At 26.9% G+C, this 21,190-nt stretch carries 17 protein-coding genes; 10 read left to right on the forward strand and 7 right to left on the reverse strand.

Features of this window, described 5'->3' with window-relative positions; genetic code table 11:
- Positions 1-153: 153 nt before the first annotated feature.
- Entirely contained in the window at positions 154-1,698 is a 1,545-nt protein-coding gene (locus Q0H31_RS06640) for a 5'-nucleotidase C-terminal domain-containing protein (RefSeq protein ID WP_295296585.1), read from the reverse strand.
- Positions 1,699-1,892: 194 nt separating this feature from the next.
- Positions 1,893-2,399: a hypothetical protein gene (locus tag Q0H31_RS06645; protein WP_295296587.1), complete on the reverse strand. Its 507-nt coding sequence runs from the start codon at positions 2,397-2,399 to the stop codon at positions 1,893-1,895.
- Positions 2,400-2,557: 158 nt separating this feature from the next.
- On the opposite strand from Q0H31_RS06645, the gene Q0H31_RS06650 reads away from it, so the two are divergent.
- Positions 2,558-4,177 (forward strand): CTP synthase, encoded by a 1,620-nt coding sequence (locus tag Q0H31_RS06650; protein WP_295296589.1) that lies wholly within the window; start codon positions 2,558-2,560, stop codon positions 4,175-4,177.
- Positions 4,178-4,431: 254 nt separating this feature from the next.
- On the opposite strand, the gene Q0H31_RS06655 is transcribed toward Q0H31_RS06650, so the two are convergent.
- Both Q0H31_RS06655 and Q0H31_RS06660 read right to left on the reverse strand, forming a co-directional pair.
- Positions 4,432-5,268: a prephenate dehydrogenase gene (locus Q0H31_RS06655; RefSeq protein ID WP_295296591.1), complete on the reverse strand. Its 837-nt coding sequence runs from the start codon at positions 5,266-5,268 to the stop codon at positions 4,432-4,434.
- A gap of 36 nt (positions 5,269-5,304) precedes the next feature.
- Positions 5,305-6,090, reverse strand: a complete 786-nt coding sequence (locus tag Q0H31_RS06660) for an NYN domain-containing protein (protein ID WP_295296593.1) — start codon at positions 6,088-6,090, stop codon at positions 5,305-5,307.
- A gap of 377 nt (positions 6,091-6,467) precedes the next feature.
- On the opposite strand from Q0H31_RS06660, the gene Q0H31_RS06665 reads away from it, so the two are divergent.
- From Q0H31_RS06665 to Q0H31_RS06705, 9 genes are all read left to right on the forward strand, one after another.
- Positions 6,468-8,309 carry an ankyrin repeat domain-containing protein gene (locus Q0H31_RS06665; protein ID WP_295296595.1) on the forward strand — a complete coding sequence of 614 codons (1,842 nt, stop codon included), beginning with the start codon at positions 6,468-6,470 and terminating at the stop codon, positions 8,307-8,309.
- Between the two features lie 60 nt (positions 8,310-8,369).
- On the forward strand, positions 8,370-8,819 hold the full coding sequence (locus tag Q0H31_RS06670) for a hypothetical protein (RefSeq protein WP_295296597.1): 450 nt from the start codon (positions 8,370-8,372) through the stop codon (positions 8,817-8,819).
- A 207-nt stretch (positions 8,820-9,026) separates the two neighbouring features.
- Complete coding sequence (locus tag Q0H31_RS06675; protein ID WP_295296634.1) at positions 9,027-10,448, forward strand: hypothetical protein; 1,422 nt, start codon at positions 9,027-9,029, stop codon at positions 10,446-10,448.
- Positions 10,449-10,544: 96 nt separating this feature from the next.
- Entirely contained in the window at positions 10,545-10,718 is a 174-nt protein-coding gene (locus Q0H31_RS06680) for a hypothetical protein (RefSeq protein ID WP_295296599.1), read from the forward strand.
- On the forward strand, positions 10,715-10,972 hold the full coding sequence (locus Q0H31_RS06685) for a Txe/YoeB family addiction module toxin (RefSeq protein ID WP_295296601.1): 258 nt from the start codon (positions 10,715-10,717) through the stop codon (positions 10,970-10,972). The genes Q0H31_RS06680 and Q0H31_RS06685 overlap by 4 nt, the downstream gene beginning before the upstream one ends.
- A 34-nt stretch (positions 10,973-11,006) precedes the next feature.
- The gene (locus Q0H31_RS06690) at positions 11,007-11,612 is read left to right on the forward strand and encodes a DNA alkylation repair protein (protein WP_295296603.1); all 606 of its coding nucleotides are present in this window, start codon (positions 11,007-11,009) and stop codon (positions 11,610-11,612) included.
- A 149-nt stretch (positions 11,613-11,761) separates the two neighbouring features.
- Positions 11,762-13,039 (forward strand): hypothetical protein, encoded by a 1,278-nt coding sequence (locus tag Q0H31_RS06695; protein ID WP_295296605.1) that lies wholly within the window; start codon positions 11,762-11,764, stop codon positions 13,037-13,039.
- 76 nt (positions 13,040-13,115) lie between these two features.
- A complete protein-coding gene (locus Q0H31_RS06700) occupies positions 13,116-14,237 on the forward strand; it encodes a glycosyltransferase family 4 protein (RefSeq protein ID WP_295296607.1) in 1,122 nt (373 codons plus the stop codon).
- A gap of 90 nt (positions 14,238-14,327) precedes the next feature.
- Positions 14,328-16,199 carry a long-chain fatty acid--CoA ligase gene (locus Q0H31_RS06705; protein ID WP_295296610.1) on the forward strand — a complete coding sequence of 624 codons (1,872 nt, stop codon included), beginning with the start codon at positions 14,328-14,330 and terminating at the stop codon, positions 16,197-16,199.
- Positions 16,200-16,274: 75 nt separating this feature from the next.
- Here the strand turns inward: Q0H31_RS06705 and Q0H31_RS06710 are convergent, their stop codons facing one another.
- The 3 genes from Q0H31_RS06710 to topA form a co-directional block, all read right to left on the reverse strand.
- Positions 16,275-18,116, reverse strand: coding sequence for a bifunctional UDP-sugar hydrolase/5'-nucleotidase (locus tag Q0H31_RS06710; protein ID WP_295296612.1), 1,842 nt, complete (start codon positions 18,114-18,116; stop codon positions 16,275-16,277).
- A gap of 84 nt (positions 18,117-18,200) precedes the next feature.
- On the reverse strand, positions 18,201-19,133 hold the full coding sequence (locus Q0H31_RS06715; protein WP_367117128.1) for an N-acetylmuramoyl-L-alanine amidase: 933 nt from the start codon (positions 19,131-19,133) through the stop codon (positions 18,201-18,203).
- The gene (topA, locus tag Q0H31_RS06720; RefSeq protein ID WP_295296616.1) at positions 19,085-21,190 is read right to left on the reverse strand and encodes a type I DNA topoisomerase; all 2,106 of its coding nucleotides are present in this window, start codon (positions 21,188-21,190) and stop codon (positions 19,085-19,087) included. Before topA ends, Q0H31_RS06715 begins: the two co-directional genes overlap by 49 nt.

Genomic DNA, 21,190 nt, shown 5'->3' on the forward strand with positions numbered 1-21,190 from the left:
TTATGATACACCTATGCTATACTTTAAGAAATTAAGGAATTCCTAACTGCAATATGTCTGGCTCCTGTGCATTTTAAAAACACTTTCTAAAAAATAAAGAGCCTGCTTTATAAAAAACAGACTCTCTTATAAAAAGTTGAACACTAAATTATTTTATTCAAATATCACCCTCGGATTATTATCTATATAGCTTTCTGGTATATTATTGAGCTCTTTAATTTTTGATATAATAGCATCACGCATATCATTGCCAGTCATAACTATGTTTTTACCCTTTTTTCCTATAGGGCTGCCATCAGCATCTTGATAACCATCTCCTCCGTCTAATATAAAGTCTGATATGATTATTACATAATCTTTATTTTCTGTGATATCTTCTCCATTTAGTTTAGCTGAGATTAATTTTCCATCAGTGCTATATTTCACTTCAACACCTCTTGAATATTGTAAGAATCCGCCGCTGCCTTTTTTGGTATAAGATATTTTTATCATATCAAGTAAATCTTTTCCATTTAGAGTTACTATTACTGCCTGATTATTGAATGGGAAAAACTCATTTTGTATTTTACCTAAAGTGATATCACCATATGGTAAAGAGGTTCTCAATGCTCCTGAGTTTATTATAGCAATATCTACATTGTCGTAGGAATCAAGCACTAAATCACAAGCAAAATTTCCTAAAGCCATAGAATTAGTTCTTATTCCATCTTGAGTAAGCTCTACAGGTAAACTGCCTATTTTTACATTAAATTCTTTGTCTACAGTGCCTTTCATTTCATCAATAAAAGCAAGCATATCAGCATCTTGTTTTATATTACCGTCCATAGGTATAAGTTTATAATCAATTTTTTCTATTTTTCCATTATTTACAGATAAATCTATATGTCCCAAATACATTCCGTAACTTCCAGCTTGTACTATAGGAGTGCCGTTTACAATATCAGCCTTTTCCAAAACAGTATGGCTATGCCCGCCAATTATTACATCAAAAGTTTTAGGAAAAGCTTCTGCTATTTTTTTATCTACTTCATAACCTACATGGCTTAAAAGTATTGTAACATCATTTGTTGTATTAAGAGGTGTAGATTTTAAGAAACTTTTTAATGAGTCTATCTCTTTTTCAAATACTATATCTTTAATACTTGATGCACTGTATACTGATTCTGTAGTTGTAATACCTATTATAGCTACATTAAGACCATTCACATTTGTAACTATATACGGCAAAGCATAATAACTATTGTCATTTTTGTTTTTTATGTTTACAGAAAGGGTAGGGAACTTTCTCTCTTTCATTATCTCTGTAAAATTATCAAGACCGTAATCTACAAAATGGTTTCCAATTGCAGCAGCATCAACTCCTATCATATTCATAATATCTACTTCATCTCTTCCTAAAAATACTGTAGAGTAAACGCTTCCTGTAATAGTGTCTCCTGCATGAAGAACTAAAACATTATTATTAGTTGATTTTACATCTTTTATATATGTTGCCCTTCTTGCTGCCCCATACATATAGTTAGTTTCTGGCGGGGTTGTTTCTTTGTTTACTATCATTTCTTCTTCATCTCTTCCATGAGTATCATTCATATGTATGATAGTTAACTCACCGCTGTTTGCAGATTTTTTTGCTGTATTATTATTGCATGATGATAAAACAAAAAAAATCATTAGTAAAATAATGCTAATCTTTTTCATAAGATATAAACTCCAATATATTTATATACAATATAGTATATTTTACTAATGATAATTGTCAATTATTTACTAATATAAATTAGTATTTTTGATTATTATATAAAAATTAAAAATAATTTGTTAATATTATAAATTTTTGATACTAACAAAATAAGCTGATATTTATTTTTAAACAACTTTATTAATAAAAAATATTATTGTTTATTCCAATGTATTGATTTTATATAAAGCGATGAGAGATTAGTTAAATCCTTATCATCTTCTGCCTGTGTCGACAAAATATAATAAACATCATTTACTCTCCATAATGTAAACTTTTCATTATTTGAAGTTGTATTATATTCCACAAGTATATTATTTTCTTCTTCTGTAAAGTTTTTTCCGCTATTAACATAATCTCCATAAAAAGAAAGCAGATTATTAGTGTTTTTTGAAGCTCTGTAAGTATAGTTATTATTCATATAGTCAAAATTAACTTCAGCAACATCTTTATTAGCTATAAAATATTTAGCATTTTGTCCATGTTCCGGAGGAGCTACTGTAATACTTATGCCCAAAGGAAGAAAAGAATTTGGAGAATCTACTTGAACATAATCAGCAACAACTTCTGAAACAGCAGCATTATTTTCTTCTTTTTTGTTTGAAGCTGAACAAGAAGCTAAAACCAAAACTATAACTAAACTAATAAATAACCTTATCATAATATTTACTAATACCTCTTAAGAAATAATTATTAAAAAAATTTTATTTTTAAAATATAACAAAAAATATTATAATTAATAAAAAATTTACCTTGATTTTATATTTTTTTAATGATATTGTTTATAATCAAAATATTAAAGGAATAACAGAGGAAACTATGGATACTAAACACATATTTGTAACAGGCGGAGTTGTATCTGGACTTGGTAAAGGTATAACAGCTGCTTCACTTGGAAGACTATTGAAGGCTCGCGGTTTGAGTGTAACTATACAAAAATTAGACCCTTATATCAACCTTGACCCGGGCACTATGAGTCCTTTTCAGCATGGTGAAGTTTTTGTTACTGATGATGGGGCTGAAACAGATTTGGATATTGGGCATTATGAAAGATTTATTGATGAAAATTTAAATAAATACAGCAATGTTACTACTGGTAAAATATATCAGCATGTTATAAATATGGAAAGAGAGGGTAAATATCTTGGCGAAACTGTTCAGGTTATACCTCATATTACAAATGAAATAAAAAGAAGAATATACAGAGAAAATGATCCTAAAAAAACTGACATAGTAATCACAGAAATAGGCGGTACTATTGGGGATATAGAGTCGTTGCCATATATTGAAGCTATAAGACAGGTAAAAACAGAATTAGGTCAGGATAATGTTTTGTATGTACATGTTACATTGATACCTTTTATAAGTTCATCTGAAGAGATTAAAACAAAACCGACTCAGCATAGTGTAAAAGAGCTTATGCAAAGCGGTATTATACCTGATATTTTGGTTTGCAGAACAAATAAGCATTTAGAAGAATCTCATAAATCTAAAATAGCATTATTCTGTAACTTGCCTAAACAAAATGTATTTGAAAACTTTGACGAACCTAATATATATTCTGTACCATTGATGCTTGAGGCTCAGGGACTTTCTGATGTGGTATGTAAGCATTTCAAGTTGGAAACAGCTAAAATAGATTTATCTCATTGGACAGAATTGGTAACTAAGCAAAAAAATATAGCTATACAAAATGAAAAAGTGACTATTGCTGTAGTTGGAAAATATGTATCTATGAAAGATGCTTATATATCATTAATAGAGGCTTTAAATCATGGCGGAATATATAATGATATTAATGTTGATATAAAATGGATAAATGCTGAAGAATTAGAAGGTAAAGAAGATATATCTGCATATTTTAAAGATGTTAATGGTCTTATTATACCTGGCGGATTTGGTGAGAGGGGCTTAGAAGGTAAAATGAAGGCAATAAAGTATGCAAGAGAAAATAAAATGCCTTATTTTGGAATATGTTTAGGTATGCAGCTTATGAGTATAGAATATGCAAGAAATGTATTAAAGCTTGAAGATGCCAATACTATAGAAGTTAATGAAAACTGCAAAAATCCAATAATCACTATGATGGAAGAGCAAAAGAAAATCATGCTTAAAGGCGGCACTATGAGGCTTGGTGCTTTTGAATGCAATTTAAAAGAAGGTTCTTTAGCTCATAAACTCTATAACTCTACAACAATAAGTGAAAGACATAGACATAGATATGAGTTTAACAATAAATATATAGAGAAAATGGAAAAAGCAGGTTTTATGATTACAGGTAAAACAAAAGATGTAGATTTGGTTGAAATAGCAGAAATAAAAGACCATCCATTTATGATAGGAGTTCAGTTTCACCCAGAATTGAAATCAAGAATAACAAACCCGCATCCTATATTTGTTGGTTTTATAGAGGCTGCTAAAAAATTTAAAAACAAGTGATTTTTGATTTGAATTATAAATACTAACAATTTTTAAGTTTGTCAATTTTTTTATTGTTCTTTTTCCCGCAGCAAAAAGAACCAAAAAGTGCAAGTAAAGAATACAAAAAATCATGCTCATTTTAAAAAAATATAGAATAAAAAACTATATATTTTAACTAAAAATTAGCAAAGCTTTATTAAAAGCCAAAAACTTTAACGAAGTCCATCCCGTGTAAGGCGGGAAAAAGAACAATAAAAAATTATAAAATATAATTACTTATTTTTAAAATTATTCCATTTCTCTTTTATGCTATTAGAACTTAGCATTAATTCTCTAAGTTTTTCTCTGTCTTTACTTTGCAATGCTTTTTGAAAATCCTCTAATCTTTTTATATATTCTTCCAAAGATAAAGATAAATACTCTGAATTTCTTGAAAAAAGTTCGCTCCACATATTAGCATCTATTGTACCTACTCTTGTATGATCCCCCAAACTATTTCCTTCAAAACCAATCGAAGCTAAAAAATCTTTATGATTAACTATAGAGCATGCTATTATATGCATAAGCTGACTAGTGAATGCTATCATTTTATCATGTTCTTTTTCTGTTGATACAATTATATTTTTGCATCCTATATTTAAAGCCAAATCTTCTATTTTTTTTATGTCTTCTTTATTTGCATTATCATTAGCTATTATTATGGCATTAGAGTTTTTAAATAATAACTCGCTTGAATTATTATATCCTCCCTTTTCTTTGCCTGCCATAGTATGAAGTGATACATACTTTTTTGTTTTTACCGCATTAAATATATCAGTCTTAACCCCGCAGAAATCTGATAGTATTTTATCATCTGTTATAAGTGATGAATATTTATTTATAATATCCAAAGCTATAGAAGGCAAAGTGCATAACATAATAATATCTGCCCAAGAAAACATCTCTTCTATATTTGAATAATCAGAACTTGCTTTTTGTATATATTTATCTTTTAAAGCATTATCTATTGCTTCTTTATTAGTATCCAAAGCCCATATATTATAACCATTTAAAGCCTTAACTAAAGAGCCGCCCATTAAACCCAAACCAATAACAGCAATATTAATCATAAACAATTCTCCAAATATATTAAAAAATAATTATTTTTAATCTAAACTTCTAAAAAAATAGTGAAGCTTTTCAATATCATCTATACTAAAATAATCCTTATTAACTTTTATTTCTATATCATTTTCAATTAAATATTTAAATAATTTTTTTATTTTTTTAAAATAAGTCTTTTCTACCGCACTCTCGCCCTGCTCTAATTTAAAATCCATATTTACTTTATTGCATATATCGGATATAGAAAACTTATTACTCTCCGTTTTATTATAAACTTCAATAACTCTATTATAAAAAAACTTCAAATACTGCAAACTATATTCATCTAATAATAATTGATTAGTTTTATCATTATCTTTTGCTTTATACTTCTCTATTTGAAAAATCTTATTAGAAACACTTTTAAAAATATCTTTATCAGCATTAGTAATGGTTGTAATTATTGCGGTTATAGCTCCATACCGCTTTAGTCTCTCCATCACAACAGTATAATCAACATCTCTGCTTACAAATACTATTATATCTATATTCTTATAAAATACAAAATCTTCAAAAGCATCTATAGATGAAATCATATCGGACATATTTTTTTCTTTGTTTGTATGCACACAATGAATTATATCTATATGCAAATCTCTAAGTGATTTCCCATAAGATTTTATAGATTTACTGTCGCCATAAGCTTTTTTTATTGAATAATAAATATCTTTATCTTTTAAATTACTTTTATAAAATTTAATTATATCTTCAAGCAGTAACTTAAAATTAACATTAAAGTTTAAATGAGCAATATTTTCTAAATCTATATAAATACCAATTCTTTTCATAAATTATCCATAGTAGTATAATTTTATTCTATTTTATAAATTAATTTCAAAAAAAACAATACTTTGAAAATAATAACTGTTTAAAGTATATAAATTGTGCAGTATTATCTTAGATATAGCAGCAGTAGTTAGATGATAATATTTATTTTGATTTAAATGAATTTATTAATAATTTAAAATACATTTTTTATTGCATTATATTATTTAATTAATGTTTTTTATCATTTGTTTATGGTGATATTTATATTATAGACAATAAATATTTTGAAATAAAAAAGTATGCAGTATCTATGTCTCTTATATGATGAGTTTTAATATACACTATTGACGTATATCTATCTATAATATAATATTCATAAAAATAAAAGGAATGGTTTATGAAAAAAAATATCTTTATAATAATGTTATCTTTTATTTTATTAATAATAACATATTTATTTTTATATTCACAGCAATATGATACTAATTACTATAAAAATCTTTTTGATAAAATGTTTACAAATGAAGATGAATTAAAAGAAATGGCAAAAGACCCTCAAGGATATATAGACAATCTTCTTGAAAAAGCATTAAATAAAAAAATAGAACTTTATAAAAAATATAATGTTATAGAAATAGATACTTTAGAATATGAATATCAAAATACTGCAGAAGGTTATGGGGATTTAGAAGATGTTAAGAAGTTTGTACAGAAATATGATATAAATGGAGTATATGACGGCTATACTTTGCTTTATACTTATTCAGGATATAGAGGCAGCACCGATATAGTAGAGTTCTTACTTGAAAATAATGCTGATGTTTATAAAAAATCTATTAATGGTAAAACAGCCCTTTACAGTGCTGTAGATGATTATTCTTATGATGTTGCTGAAATTATTTTGAAACATTATAAAAACAATGATGATATAAATGATGAGTTTTTGTTAGCTGTTAATAAAGAAAATGAGCCTATGTTAAAAAGGCTATTAAAAAAGAAATTTTTATTCTTTGGAAATAAATTCAAAATGAATTTAGACAGAGGGCTTGAAATAGCACTTGATAAAGGTAATGAAGATATAGCAGCTACATTGGTGTTAAACGGAGCTAAAACTGATAATTTTTTATATTATTGTAAATGGGTATTTGGCAAATATTTAATTCTTATAGTTATTATGATTGTTTTACTTTCTTCTCTTATTTATGTATATAAAAGAAGATATATTCCTACTATTTATGAAGAGAGTTCAATGTTTATAACTTTTAAAGATAAAGTAAATAATATGTATATTTACTGTTATGCTTATTATGGCGGAGTAGTATCTGTAATGCGTGGTTTTTTGGGAAATATATTTATAAACAATGATAAGTTAAAAGGGTATTATAATATACTCAGTAATTTCATGGATAATTATATTGTTGTTTATGGTTTTAATGATAATAAAAAAAATGATAAAGAATATTTTAGCTGGTATGATTTTCTTATAGAAAGAAATGAAAAAGCTATTATAAAATTTGATTGTTCTCTTAATGATTTTTTTAATAGTGATAAAACAGAAATTAACTATAGTATGGAAATATCTGATTCTGAAATTATAAATGGAGTTTTTGAAGTAAATAGAAATCCTGATATTAATGCAGAATATTCTAAATTAATATTTAGTAAGTCTGCAAAACATAATCATTTTATAGGTATTCTTTCCTATTTATTTGACTTGTATCATTTCAATATAAAAAACAATGATAAAATCAATTCATATATAGATAATAAATCATATTTTGAGAAAAAAAACGAATTGAAAATAAATGTCGAAGAGATTTTAAAGAAACATGAGAGTATGCCATTTAATGATATTAAAACTAAATATTATGACAAACTAAAAGATTTTTATAATGCTGATAATATAGTTTATTTTGATGATAAAACAATATGCGTATACAAGAGATTTGCTAAGATAGAAGTTAATAATAATCTTACAGTAAATAATATATCACTCATAATTGATTTAGATAATGAGAAATTAATAACACCTTATTTTAAAGATTTTGTTAATAATGCTGATGAGATATTAAAAAGATATAATTTTTATAAGGATATAGATAACTTGATTTTTCTTATAACAGAAGCAGGTGTTATATTGATGAGAGAAAGCGGAGATAAAAAACTATTTATTGCTTTAGATGATATAAAGGAGAATATAAAGAAGGATCATTATTTATATTATTTGTTTAATCAATAAATTATTATTTACATAGTAAAAAATATTTTTATAATAAAAACTATATAGGGAGGTTATATAATGAAAAGTATTTTTAAATTTTTATTCTTTTTATTAATTTCAAGTTTTTTAGTAACTAATATTGCATGTTCTAAAAAAACAGAAAAAAACACAAATATACCTGAAGAGCTATACGGACAATATTTTATGTCATCTGATGAAACATATATGAAATCGCTTCTTATAATTGTAGGTTATAATGGTATAGAAATTAATTATCCTAATGATGAATCTACAATAGAAGTTGTAAAAAAGTGCATAGATGTTGTTATGGAAAGTGACAGAGCTATAAAAGGAGTTGTAGAAAATGATAGATTATCAAAAGTATCAGAAAATCATTATAAAACTATATCTACAAATGATGCTCACATGGAGTTTAAATTTACTAATGAAGGACTTGAAATGTTTGTTTATGAAGGAACACAGCAAGTTTCATCAATTAATTTGCGTAAATTAAAAAAATTATATTGAAGAATATATTAAAAAATTGTAATTAGATACAATAATGGATTTATATAAAAAATCATATTTTTTTATTCACTTTATTAGTTAGAGCTTTTTGTTTTTACCAATAATGTTTATTAATAACTATAAAAGATAAACATAACAACAAAAAATAATTTTTTAAGCTATAAACTCGTTTCTCATTTATAGCTTAAAACAATAGGAGTTTTTATGATGGAAAATATATTTGACTTTCTATTAAATCAAGATGACAATACTAAGTTTATTATAGGTTTAGTTTTTATTATTATCTTTTATATTATTTTTATGTATATAAAGAAGCGTTCAAAGGAATGGTATTCTAAAAATAAAATAATAGTAGATGGAAAAGATTTCTTTATGCTTAAAGATAAAGTAAATAATATATATATTAACTGCTACAGATATAAAGATGAGGCTTATGCAAAATGGTTTAACGATCACCATTCTAAAATGGAGGATATACTATCATTAAACAACAATTGGGCAGAAGATGAACGAAAAAGACAATTTGACAGTTTTGCAAATGAATATTTTGACAGTTTCCCAAGTCAAATATTTATAAATAACGGCGATGAATTAATTATTCATGAAACTAGTAAATTATACATAGATGAAATTGTGGTTTACCATGATTATGACAAAAAATATTTTAAGGATTTATATTACAGACAATACAAAATAGAAACCCCTTTTCAATATTATGAATTTAATCCAAATGATAAACCTAAATTTGAGGGCTGGTATTCAAAAGAAGATGTAAGAGACAAATTAGCAAGTATAACATTCAAAAAAGAATTAGATTATGAAAGAACATCTACAATTGAATATACAATGGATATTGAAAATAAAATAATAGAAGGAGTTTTTGAAGTTATTAGAAAGCCTGAAATAGAAGTAAAACAATTTTATGTTCCAATTGAACAGATGAGTTTTCCTGATAAATTATCTTACAAATATGAAGGTTTGGGAGTTGATGAAACAAAGAAAATGCTTACTAATTATTTATTTAATTTCAATTACCCTTTTATTAAAGGAAAAGAAAAAATAAATATGGCTATCAGCGGATCTTATAATTTTGATGAAAGATTCAAACAAGAAAAAGGAAAAGAACTTGAAGAGAAATTGAACCATAAAAATGCACTTTTTGATATATTCTGTCCTTTAGATTATATTGGTCTTATATATTATAGGAAATTTAAAGACTTTAGATGCCTTGATATATCATACTATGATGATGAAGTAATATGCATATACAAAAGAACTGTAGAAACAGATAAAGATACTAAAAAAGCTATTGTAAAGAATAATTCTCTTATATTTGAATTAGATAGTGAAAAAAGTATAAGTTCCTATTTAAAAGATTTCGTTACTGATAATAAAGAGTTGTTATCTAAATATGATATTTCTGATTATTTTTATGACAATATAGATAATTTAATATTTCTTTTAACAGATACAGGAATTATTGTAATGCCTGAATATTCTGATTTAGATATTAATTACTCTGCAGATGAATATGAAGAAATTGCAGAAAGAATATTTATACCTATAGATAATTTAAAAAATTATTTAAATGAAAGTCATTATTTATTTAATTTTTTTAATGGGAAATAATTGATTTGTAATGTATAAATATAGAATTTGATTTTGTTTTAATTATTATCTATACTATTAATAAGTAATTGTTTAAACGATTGTTAAGGAATAATTATGACAGTTAAAGAAGAATTAATAAATATTATAGACAATATGCCTGAAGAAAATTTAGCTAAAATTATTGACATGATAAAAGAACAGCAATATTTAGATGAAGCTATTAGTATGGAAGATAATGGAAAAGTTATAGTTAAAACTTTAGAGGAACTTGAAGAGCTTGAAAAATGAAAATAGTTTTTAATGAGAGAGCTTGGCAGGAATATATGTTTTGGGTGTCTAATGATAAAATGATTGTAAAAAAGATTAATGAACTTATTAAAGATATTATTAGAGATACATATTCTGGTATTGGTAAACCTGAAAAATTAAAATATGATAAAAAAGATTTATATTCCAGACGAATTAACTTGGAGCATAGATTAGTTTATCATATAGAAAATGATAATTTAATAATCACTTCTTGTAAATATCATTATAATTAAAGAATATCCTTTTTATAAAATCAGGAGAATATAGTTGAAAGATTACATTAAAAGTTTAGAAAAAGAATTTTCAGAAATAAGCAATGGATTTAAAGAAATAGAAAAGAAAGCTTTATATGATTTCAAATCTAATAATCATATTAAAGAATTAGCATATTTATCTTATAAATCGGATTCATATCAAGTAAGAATGTACTCAGTATTCTTATTTGGTTATTTATCCGAAGACAAAGAAATTCTTAATTTTATGAAAGATATAGTTTCAAAAGACAATAATTGGAGAGTTCAGGAAATATTGGCAAAGTCTTTTGATGAATATTGTAAAAGATTAGGATACGAAAAATCTATTATTGATGAATGGTTAAATGATAGTAATCCTAATACAAGACGTGCTGTAACTGAAGGTTTAAGAATATGGACAAACAAACCATATTTCAAAGAAAATCCTATTGAAGCAATTAAAAGATTATCAAATCTAAAGCAGGATAATAGTGAATATGTAAGAAAATCTGTAGGTAATGCTTTAAGAGATATAAGTAAAAAATATCCCAAATTAATTGAAACAGAATTAAATAATTGGAATTTAGAAATAAAAGAAATAAAACAAGTTTATAAATTAGCAAGTAAATTTATGAAATAAGTTTATAAATTAAATTTTGATTAAGTAAAAAGTTTAAGTAATAATAATTTATTAAGATTAAAAATATAACAAATGAGCCAAAGCAGCTGAGAAGTTTAGTTAGTATCTTACATTAATCTGAGGCGAGCATAACAACAATAGGAGATATTATGAAAAATTTAATAACTAAATTATTTATGGATAAAGATATAATAATTTTATTAGCAGTAGTGATTTTAGTAGCTATTGTCATAATAATTATTAATATACCTAAAAATAATGCTAAAAAAAATCCTGTAAGATTTTATAAAAATAATTTTTTTATGCTTAAAGATAAAGTAAACAATATATATGTTTATGTTTATGAGCATAGAACAAATGATAATTATAATGATTTATATTTGCCTAAAAGTGATGTTTTTTCATATATAGGAAGAATATATATAAATAATGATAATGGGTTTATTATAAATGATGTTTACTTTTCATCTGAGAGAATAGCAGTTAAAGATTATTATGATAAACCAATTTTAACAACTAAACACTCATTAGAGGGTAATAGAAGTTATAAATATGAGCCTGCAACTTTTGCTGAAATAAAATTCAAAACCAAATTAGATGATACCTCAAAATCACAAATTGAATATGTTATTGAGTTTAAGCCTTATGACAGTATTGCTTACTATGTTGGTGATAATATTAAAAAAACTTTAAGAGAGCCTGTAAAAATAGAAGGCGTTTTTGAAATTATAAGAGAAGATGAAGCAGAAATAATAAGGCTGCATAATGTAGAAATATTTAATTTGATTAATTATGAAGGTGTTTTATATATGTCTGAGAAAATATTCTCTGCTAATATATTTAATTTTGATTATCTTTTTATAAGTGGAAAAGAAAAAATAAATTCATATATTAATGGAGTTAGAGAGTTTTCAGAAGAGTTTTTGCAAGATAAAATAAAAGAAAATAAAGACATGGTTGAACTTTATGTGAAAGATTCTAAAAAAAGACATTGGAAATCATTAATGAACGAGAGTATCTTAAATTATATTGATAATTATGATGATTATTATAATGAACTTAAAGAGTTTAAAAGTTTTAATATATTATACTATGATGATAAAACAATATCTTTATATAAAAGAGCTTTAAAAGTAGAAGATTTAGAGCTTTCTGAAATAGATAATATGTTTATGACATTTGAGTTAGAGAGTCAAAAATTAATAAGCCCCTATCTTAAAGACTTAGTAAATGACAGTGAAGAAATATTAAAAAAATATAATGCTCCAAAAGATTTTTATTCTAATATGGATAATTTAATTTTTGGCATCACAGATTCATTTATTATAATAATGAAAGAAAAAGGATATGGAAAAATATTTATTGATAATAAGAATATAAAAGAGTATGTAAATAAAGAACATTATTTGTCTTATTTATTTAATTGAGCAATATAAAAAATATTATGTTGAATAATAAAAAAAATCTATTGTAAGTTATTTTAAAATAAATTATTATAATAAAATGAAGATAAAAAAAATAGCTATAATGCATCCTACTTTTGGATATAACGGCGGGGCAGAGAATGTAATACTTGCTACAGTTAAGCATTTGTATGAGAAGTATAATATTGAGTGTTGTATTTATACTTATAGATTAAGAGAAAATGTTCCAGATTATATAAAACAAATAAAAACTGAGATAACTTTAAATCCATTTATCTTTAGGAAAACTGCTAAATTTTTGGCATATCAATTAAAAGATTATGATGCAATATTGATTCATAATTTTCCAGCAACTATATTTTTTGGTTTGGCTTATAAATATGCTAAAAAGAACTCTATAAAACTTCCTAAAAGTTTTTGGTATTGTCATGAACCGAGTGTTAGACTTTATGGCGAAGATGATAAAAGTTATAAGGCTAAGCAGAAAACTTTAGATTTTGTGGCACGCTATACTATGAAGTTAGATAGGTTAGGTGTGAGTGTTATAGATTATATAATGGCTAATAGTGAGAGAACTTCAAATTCTGTAAGGCGTGTTTATAATAGAGACAGCAAAGTTATATATCCTTGTGTAACTGGTTTTGATGATATTATGAATATAAGAGAGGCAGAGCATTTTTTTTATGTGGGAAGATTAGAAAAAGTTAAGAATATAGAAAATGCTATAATTGCTTTTAAGAGTTTTTTAGAGAGAATTGATAATAAAGATTTGAAGTTTATAATAGCCGGAAAAGGCAGATATGAAGAGAAATTAAAAAAATTAGTTTACACTATTGGAATGGAGAGAAATATTATATTTGTTGGTTTTGTCAGTGATGAAGAGAAGAAGGATTTACTTAATAGAAGCTACTGTCTTGTTATGCCTGCTATCAATGAACCTTTTGGGCTTACTGTTATAGAGGCACTTTACTCTTCTTGTATTTCTATTATTTCAAAACATTCTGGTGTTTATGAGGCTGCCAAAGATTGCAGCATAAGCTGTGATATGAGCAGTGTTAATGATATATCTAATTCTATGTATGAAGTATATATTAATAATAACAACATAAAAAGAAAATTACTTTCTAACGACATTTTATCAATTTTTAGAGTGGAAAATTATTGTTCAAGTATCTTAGAGTATATTGAAAATAGCTTGTAATATTTTTTATATATATTATTATAGTTAAAAGTAATTATTTTTGTAATATAGTAATAATTAACTATTTTAAAAATCATGATTGGGGGATTTATGAAAGAATATAATTCTATAGCTAGTGCTTTTTTTGATACTGTAAAGGAAATGCCTCAAAGCCCTGCTTATAGATATAGAAACAATAATGGCGAAAAAGTAACTATAGTATATAAAAAATTATATGAAAAAATAAATGCTCTTGCTAAGGCATTTGATGCCAAAGGATTATCTGGTAAGCATGTTGCTATATTTTCAGAAAACCGCATAGAGTGGTTTATATGTGATATGGCACTTTTAGCTATAGGGTCAGCAGATGTTCCTAGGGGAAATGATTCTACATCAGAGGAATTAAATTATATAATAGAGCATAGTGATTCAATGGCTGTAATAGTGGAGAATCAGTATGTGTTAAATAAAATAGATAAATCTTCTAAAAAAATACCGCTTATAATTGTTTTAGATAATTCTATTCATGATCCAAAAAATAATATTTATTCATTTAGTAAGTTTTTGGAATTTGGAGAAGAGGCTTTAAATGGTGATGATGAGTTTGCTGTAAAAAAGGCTTCAAAACTTAATAATGACAATATAGCAACTATAATATATACATCAGGTACAACAGGAAAACCTAAAGGAGTAATTCTCACTCATGGTAATATTTTGCATAATGTGAGAGTGCTGCCTGATATAATAAAACTTCAAAGAGGAGAGAAACTTTTAACTGTTCTTCCTATATGGCATATCTATGAAAGAACAATTTCTTATGTTACAGCTATTTTTGGATGTTTTACAGCTATTACTAATAAGAGAGATTTGAAGAATGATTTTGTAGAGGAGAAGCCGGATATATTTATATCAGTGCCGGCAATTTGGGTTAATATATATAATGGAGTTATGAAAAATATAGATAAAAAGCCTTTTGCGGTAAAAATGATGATTAAATCTTTTATACAGGGCTCTGTTAGATATATAAGAAATTTAAGATATCAAAATAATATGGTTTATCTTCTTGGAGATGAAAAAAAGGAAAGCAAAAAGATAGAATATGATATATTGCCTTTAGACCCTATGAGTCATAAGATGGCACAAAATTTAGTTTATAAGAAAATAAAAGAACTCACGGGCGGCAGACTTCGCTTAACTATCTCAGGAGGCGGAGCTTTGCCTATGTATATAGAAGATTTTATAGAAGCTACTGGAATTAATTTGGTTGTTGGTTGGGGTATTACAGAAACTGCACCTGTAGTAACTCTAAGGTCTCCTTTTAAAAACTATAGAGGAACTTGCGGAGCACCTGTTCCAGAGGTACAAATAGAAGTAAGAGATAAAAATGGAAATATTTGTAAAGACGGAGAGATGGGAGTATGCTATATTAAAGGTCCTAATATTTTTAAAGAGTATTACAAAGATAAAGAACTAACTATACAGGCTAAAAAAGATGGCTTCTTTAATTCAGGAGATTTGGGAGCTTATACAAAACAAGGTGAAATAGTGCTTACAGGAAGGGCTAAAGAGACTATAGTTCTTTTAACAGGTGAAAATGTTGAGCCTCAGCCTATAGAAAATAAGGCTATGGAATCTAAATATATTTCTCAGATAATGCTTGTAGGTCAGGATAAGGCATCTACTGGTGCTATAGTTGTGATAGATAAAGAGAATGTTAAAGAGTTTTTGGATAAACATAAAATACATTACAATGAAGATGATATAGAAAGCTCTAAAGAGGTTGTTAAGCTTATTAAAAATGAATTAAATAGATTAGTTAATAGTAAAAATGGTTTTAGACCTTATGAAATTATCTCTAAACTTATTATAACAAGCAAGGACTTTACTATAGAAAATGGCTTACTTACTCAGTCATTAAAAATAAAAAGACATAAAATAATGGAAGCATATAGAGATCAAATAGAAGAGCTTTACAAAAAATAATATTTTAAAATAATATTTAAAATTAAAAAAGCGAAAGGTTAACTAATACCCTTCGCTTTTTTATTATAATACTTTTTAATTATTAGGATATATTAATTTATAGTCTTTTTTCTTTCCTGCCTCAACATAATCTTCGGGCACTACTTTCCAATTATTAAGCTTTTCAACAGTGATAGCACCATTTTGTTTTTCAAACCAATCTATAATATAATATCTCAAATCTTTATCTGTAGCTTTTAATACCAAATCCATATTTTGTAAAGTTTTTAAATCTATTCCCGCACCTTGTGATAAATGACCGCCGCCGCCGCTTCCTCTATAAGAGTTAATAGCAACTTTATACTCTTTATCTAATTCAAAAGACCTTCCGTCAGTAAAAGATTCTATTGTAACTTTTTGACCTTTAGGTTTAGTAACATCAACAGTATAATTAATTCCTCCAACACTTTCATAATTATATGTAGGTGTAACTGTATCATAAGAATTATATCTGTTATTAAATATTAATTCTCCATTTGCATCTTTCTTGAATGCTATTAAATGGTCATTAATATTAGTCATAGTATTAAACCATCTGTCATAAGAATATTCCATAATATCTTTTATTTGCTTTCCTGTTAATTTCATCACATAAAAGAAATTCTCATAAGGATAAAGGCTAAACATATCTCTCACCTCTACAACACCATTATTTAAAACAGCATCTTTACTTAAAGGAGCAGCAAAGCTAATATCAACGTCCTCGCCCAATTCTTCTTTAGCAATAGTAAACTCTAATTTGTGTATAAAACTTAAAAAATAACTATCTCCAAACATAGCCTCATCGGAAGTAAGTTTAGTATTCAAATTACCAATATCACGGCTTACCCAAGTTTGTATAGCATTTTTAGAAGAATCAAAATTATTTAAAAAGTCTTTATCTGCCTCATACTTTGAAACATCAATTAATTCACCTTTAAATTTAATATCCCAAGCATTATTAGTGTAAATCATGCTCACATCAATAGAAGGTATAAATCTTGCAGCATTAACTCCTCCAAATATAGGCACAACTTTACCGCTTGGACTTTTTACCTCTTTAGTTTTTTGTTTAGTAGCCTCATCATAACCCAAACCAGACCAGCCCTGATGGTCATGACCTACAAGTATAATATCAAAACCATCAACTTGCTCTGCCACTAACTGACTAGCATTTTCATTTTTGAAAGTTTCTTTATCTTCTGTATAATTGGCACCAGCATGGAAAAGCCCTATAACAATATCAGGATTCTCTTTTTCTTTTATAGTTTTCATCCATTTTTTTGCTGATTCAACCATATCTTCTACAGCCAATCCTTCATATAATACTTTTGGCAATTGTCTATCTATCGCAGGCTCTATTAAACCAAGTATTGCTATTTTTACTCCATTTTTTTCTACTATTGTATAAGGATTAAAATATGGATTTTTTGTTTTTTCATCTACCAAATTAGCACAGATTAAAGGAGCTTTTATTTCTTTAACTATTTTATCATAAACATTATGCCCAGCCTCAACATCATGATTGCCCACTCCAACAGCATCATAATTCATATAATTAAGCACTTCTGACCATATATGAGGCTCATTAGTGGCAACAAAGTTATAATAATAAACTGTAGGCTGCCCCTGAAGAGAATCTCCATTATCTAACAATAGTATAGTTTTACCTTCATCTTTTAATTTTTTTATATATGTATTTACCTGTGCCATAGAAGTATTTTCTTCTTCATCTGTAATAAAATTATAAGGAAAAATCATTCCATGTATATCTGTAGTTTCAACTATGGTAAAATTAATTTCACCTTCCGGGTAGATTCTTTTAGAATTATTAGAATTATTACAAGACAATAAAACCAATAATGAAATAATTGCAATTATAATATATTCTTTTTTCATTGAGAACTCCATAATTATTATTGTTATAATGTATAAGTATATTGAAAAAAAAGAATATATCTATTTTATTTTAAATAAATTTAATTATTTTGTAAAACCTTTGGTCTCGTCATAAAGCTCTATATATTTTTTTATGCCTTTTGCTGTGGCTTTTACCATTTTTAGCCTTGTCTCTTTATTTTTTAGAAACTTAGCATCATCGGCATTTGTGATAAAACCAACCTCTATAAGCGTAGACGGCATTATCGCACCTTTCAAAACATAAAATAATGCATTTTGAACAGGCTTAGTTCTCTTTGCTACACCAGACACTTTATGCACTTCATCTGTAATAGACTCTGCCAGCATTCTGCTTTCTTTTTGATACTGTTCTATTAACATATAGTTATGAGTAAGCTGCGATGAATAGTCTTCGTATTTAGCAGAATCTATTTTATCAAATTTCACCAAAGCACTGTTTTCAAACATAGATACAGCCCTCGCATATTCGCTTGATTCCTGAGCACTTACAAAATATGCCTCAAAACCCTTGGCACTAGAGCTTAATGAAGCATTGGCATGAACACTTATTAATAATGCATTGTTTGCTTTTTCTGTGTTTATTTTTGCTGCAGTATTTGCTATTTCAAAACGTTCTGCAAGAGTAGGGTAGGTGTCATTTGTTCTTGTTAATACTATCTTTACATTTGGAAGTATATTTTCTAATTCTTTTTTAAGCTCTAGAGAAAATGACAAAACTATATCTTTTTCATATACCTTTCCAACACCAATAGAACCGGGGTCTTTTCCGCCATGACCTGGGTCTATTATTATTGTTGTGATTCCTTTAGAATCAAATTTATTTTTTGCTGGGTTAAAAGCGTTTTTTAAATCTTCTGCTGTAATATTTAAATTGTTTAATTTTATTTTATCATTATTCTGAGAATATAAAAAACAAGTATTAAATAGAGCTAATACAAAAAATAATATTATTCTTCTTTTATTTCCTCTGAATAACCACAATCTTCCTTGATACAAACTTTAAACAATCCTTTGTTTTTAATATTCTTCTCTACCATAAGCCCATTACATTTAGGACAAGGCTCAAGCAAAGGTTTATCCCAGCTTACAAAATCGCATTTAGGATAATTGGAACAGCCATAAAACTCTCTTCCTCTCTTAGAACGCTTTAATGTAATGTCGCCTCCGCATTTAGGACAAATACCAAAAGATATACCCTTAGTATTCTTACATTCAGGGAATCCGGAACAAGCAATAAAATATCCGTATCTTCCTAAACGTTTAATCATCTTCTTACCGCATTTCTCACATACAAAATCAGTCTCTTCATTAAAGAAGTCTTTCATATTGTGAATATTTTCTGTGGCAGTTTTGAGCGTATCCAAAAAATGAGGATAGAACTCTTTTAATATATTATTCCATTCTACATTATCGTCTTCTATTTTATCAAGTTTACTTTCCATCTCGGCAGTAAAGTTAATATTTACAAGTTCTGGGAAATTTTCGCTTATAAGTTCATTAACAAGTTTTCCAAGCTCTGTAGGTACAAGCTGTTTACCTTTTCTCTGTACATAATGCCTTGATATAATTGTTTTTATTGTTGGGGCATAAGTAGAAGGTCTGCCTATACCTGATTCTTCAAGTATTTTTACTAATGAAGCATCTGTATATCTTGGAGGAGGTGTTGTAAAATGCTGCTGAGGATTATGCTCTACAAAATCGCATATTTCTCCATTTGACAAACTTGGCATTTTTGAAGCCTTTTCTTTATCTTCTTTGTCTATAGTAAGCACTTTCATAAATCCATCAAACTCTATTTTTGATGAAGAAACAGCAAACTCACAATCGCCTGCAACAATTACTGCTCTTGTATTTTTCATTTTTGCAGGAAGCATTTGAGAAGATACAAATCTCTCCCATATAAGTTTATAAAGTTTATACTGTTCAGGTTTTAAATATTCTTTAATGCTGTCTGGTGTTAAAAATACATTAGTAGGTCTTATAGCTTCGTGAGCATCTTGTGCATTCTTTTTTACAGAATAGTTTGGAGGCTCTGGAGGTAAATAATTACTTCCATATTCCTTTTGTATAAAATCTCTTGCCTGCTCTTGAGCCACTGGAGATATTCTCACACTATCAGTACGCATATATGTTATAAGTCCTGTAGCCTCTCCTGCTATAGATACTCCTTCATAGAGTGTTTGTGCTATTTGCATTGTCTTTGATGAGTTGTAGCCTAAAGATGTGCTTGCTGCCTGCTGCAATTTACTTGTAGTGTATGGAGCTGTTGGGTTTCTTAATCTGTCTTTTATCTCTATGCTTGATACTGTGTAAGTTTTATCTTTTAAATGCTCCATTATAGCATCAACATCTTCTTTGGTTTTTAAATCAGGCTTTTCACCTTTATATTTCTGAAGTTCTGCTAAAAACTCTTTATTTTTATGTTTTAAAAATACTCCGAAAGTCCAATATTCTACAGGCACAAATGTTTCTATTTCGTCTTCTCTGCTGCAGATTATAAGCAATGCAACATTCTGTACTCTTCCTGCAGAAAGTCCTCTTTTTATTTTCTCCCAAAGCAGAGGACTTAAATTATAACCGATAAGCCTGTCTAATACCCTTCTTGCTTTTTGGGCATTTACTTTTGCTATGTCTATATCTCTTGGCTTATCAATGGCTTCTTTAAGCGCATCTTTTGTAATCTCGTGAAAAACTATTCTCTTTATAGGTACAGCAGAGTTAATGCTTCTTATTTTGTTTCCTATATGCCAAGCTATGCTTTCCCCTTCTCTATCGTCATCGGCAGCAAGCAATACCTCTTCAGATTTCTTTGCCTCTTTTTTAAGCTCATTTAATATCTTAGCTCTTCCTCTTATTGTTATGTATTCAGGCTCAAAACCATTGTCTACATCTATAGCTAATCTGCTTCTCGGCAAGTCTATTAAATGCCCCATTGATGATAATACTACATAATCTGAACCTAAATATCTATTTATAGTTTTTGCCTTAGCAGGCGACTCAACTATTACTAACTTTTTCTTATTAGTTTTCTTTTCTTTAGTTTTTGCAGCCAT

This window comes from uncultured Brachyspira sp. (assembly GCF_934747485.1).
Taxonomy (GTDB): domain Bacteria; phylum Spirochaetota; class Brachyspiria; order Brachyspirales; family Brachyspiraceae; genus Brachyspira.